The sequence below is a fragment of the Bacillus sp. MBGLi79 genome (genome assembly GCF_002953915.1).
This window is the reverse complement of sequence record NZ_CP026521.1, coordinates 1,853,879-1,856,521: the sequence shown is the minus strand read 5'-3', so window position 1 is coordinate 1,856,521 and position 2,643 is coordinate 1,853,879. Positions and strand designations below refer to the sequence as shown.

The following is a 2,643-nucleotide window of genomic DNA, read 5'->3' as shown; positions in this document are numbered from 1 at the left end:
CCGAAAAATACACCTTCTCCGCTTTTGAACACTCGGCAAGCCGTACGACTGTCTCATCGTCCAAATTGACAACGGCAACGTCTGTTTCCGATTGATTTCGATAGACCTGCTGTTTGGCAAGCTCATAATTTTGGCGGGAATGGTGATAATCGAGATGGGCATCAAATACGTTTAATAACAATCCGATTTTCGGTCTGAATTGATAAGTCCCCATGAGCTGAAAACTCGACAGCTCTGTCACGATCCATTCGTCTCCGCCGGCCTGATTGGCCACTTCGCTTGCCGCCGTGCCGATATTACCAGCAACGAGCGCTTTTTTCGAATCGGCTTTCAGCATTTCATAAACAAGCGTTGTCGTTGTCGTCTTTCCGTTTGAACCGGTAATGCCGATGAACGGAGCATCTGTCAGATGATAGGCAAGTTCAACCTCCGTCCAGACCGGTATGCCCCGCTTCAGCGCTTCTTCGACCATCACGTTTTCATAGCGGATGCCCGGATTTTTAATCAGAATGTCGATCGAATGAAGATCAAACAGTTCCGTCGGATGAGAGCCGCAGACGACTTCCACCCCTTTTTCCGCGAGAATCCGCGCAGGTTCATTCTCCTCAAAAGGCAGCTGGTCATTCACGACAACCTTTACGCCTTTTTCATGAAGGATCGAAGCGGCAGCATATCCGCTTTTCGCCAGCCCCAGTACGAGCACATTTTGATTTTGCAATAAATCTTGAGTATCCACTTATAACCACACCTCGATGTAAATTCCTAAGACGGCAAGCAGAAGTCCCGCTGTCCAAAAAGTGACGACAACTCTCCACTCAGACCATCCGACAAGTTCGTAATGATGGTGAAGAGGGCTCATTTTGAAAATTCGTTTGCCGGTCGTTTTAAATGAAATGACCTGCAAAATGACGGACAGCGTTTCAATGACGAATACGCCGCCGATGATGACAAGCAGGATTTCCAGTTTCGTTAAAATCGCGATCGTCACAATCGCCCCTCCGAGGGCAAGCGATCCTGTATCTCCCATAAAGACTTTCGCGGGGTGCGCGTTAAACACAAGAAACCCCAACACCGCTCCGACAACAGCAACCGCGAAAATGGCGACATCGTATTGCGACTGGTTCCATGCCAAAATTGCAAACGCACCGAACGCGATGGCAGCAGTACCAGACAACAGCCCGTCAAGCCCGTCAGTCAGGTTGACAGCATTTGAACCGCCGACAAGCATAAAGATGACGAGCACCGGATAAATCCAGCCGAAATCAAATGACAGCTCTGTTCCCGGAATGCGGATGTCAGTCGGCAGCCCTTGGAAGTGGTAGACGGCATAGAATACCAGAGCAATCACGATTTGGCCGATCAGTTTTTGTTTGGATGTGAGTCCAAGGTTGCGCTTCATCACGACTTTAATATAATCATCCAAAAAGCCGAGCAAGCCGTATCCAACCGTAACAAACAAGAGAAGGATCATGTTCATGCTGACTTCGGAAAATTTCATTGTCATGACAATGGTCGTCGCGATAATCGACAATATGATCATGACGCCGCCCATCGTCGGCGTTCCCGATTTTTTCTGATGGGATTTCGGACCTTCCTCACGGATGCTCTGCCCGAATTTCAGCCTTCTTAAAAACGGAATGAAAATCGGAGATAAAAGAACGCTGATTAAAAAGCCCATGATAATGGTAAATAAAATTACTTGTTCGAGCATCGTTCTTCTCTCCTTTCCGCGTGATATAAGTAGCAGCATACGCATTTATCATATTCACTGTTTTTTTTCATATGTTGATTTATTTCATCCATCATTTCAACAACTCTTTCCTGTAGTTCTTTTTCGGTTATTTCAGCTCAAGAATGGCTCTTTTGGCCACCTCAGCATCATCAAAATCAAAGGTTTGACCGCCGATCTGCTGATAGGTTTCATGGCCTTTGCCTGCGATCAGGACGACATCGCCTTTTTTGGCGTTTGCAATGGCAAAAAAGATCGCCTGCTCACGGTTGACGATGCTGTGATAGTAAGCCCCTTTTACGCCTTCCTCCATATCGTTTAAAATGGCGAGCGGGTCTTCGCTTCTCGGATTATCGGCTGTAAAGACCGGTTCATCGGCAAGGTCAACGGCAATTTTCGCCATTTTCGGACGCTTCGTCTTATCGCGGTCCCCTCCGCAGCCGACGACGACAAACAGCTTTCCTTCCGTTAAGCCTCTGCACGTGTTCAAGACATTTTCGAGGCTGTCAGGAGTATGGGCATAGTCGACGATTACCGGAAAGTCCTGGCCGGCGTCCACAAGCTCAAATCTTCCTCTGACGCCTTTCAGCCCTTCAATTCCTTCTGTGATCGTGGCAAACGGGATATCCGCTGCTAGTGCGATCCCCGCGGCCGTTAAAACATTGTAGACGTTAAAGAGGCCGACAAGCGGAATCGTCACTTGTGCAGTACCTTTGGGCGTCACCAGATCAAAGGTTGTCCCTTTCGGAGCCATTTTGATATTTTCAGCCATGACATCGGCATCGTTTTGAATTCCGTATGTCAAAAGGTGTGCTGACGTCACTTGGGCGAAATACGCTGAAGCAGGGTCATCCGCATTCAGCACGGCCCACTTCGGTGTATCGTGGTTAAAAGATCCGCAGATCTGAGAGAAA

Annotated in this window: 3 protein-coding genes; all 3 read right to left on the bottom strand. The window is 48.1% G+C overall.

What is annotated here, in order from left to right:
- On the bottom strand, window positions 1-736 hold a 736-nt coding region (gene murD / locus C1T29_RS09470; RefSeq protein ID WP_208945663.1), incomplete at its 3' end, for a UDP-N-acetylmuramoyl-L-alanine--D-glutamate ligase.
- The gene (mraY, locus tag C1T29_RS09465) at window positions 737-1,711 is read right to left on the bottom strand and encodes a phospho-N-acetylmuramoyl-pentapeptide-transferase (RefSeq protein WP_020451299.1); all 975 of its coding nucleotides are present in this window, start codon (window positions 1,709-1,711) and stop codon (window positions 737-739) included.
- 127 nt (window positions 1,712-1,838) lie between these two features.
- The coding region (locus C1T29_RS09460; protein WP_208945662.1) for a Mur ligase family protein at window positions 1,839-2,643 on the bottom strand (805 nt) is incomplete at its 5' end.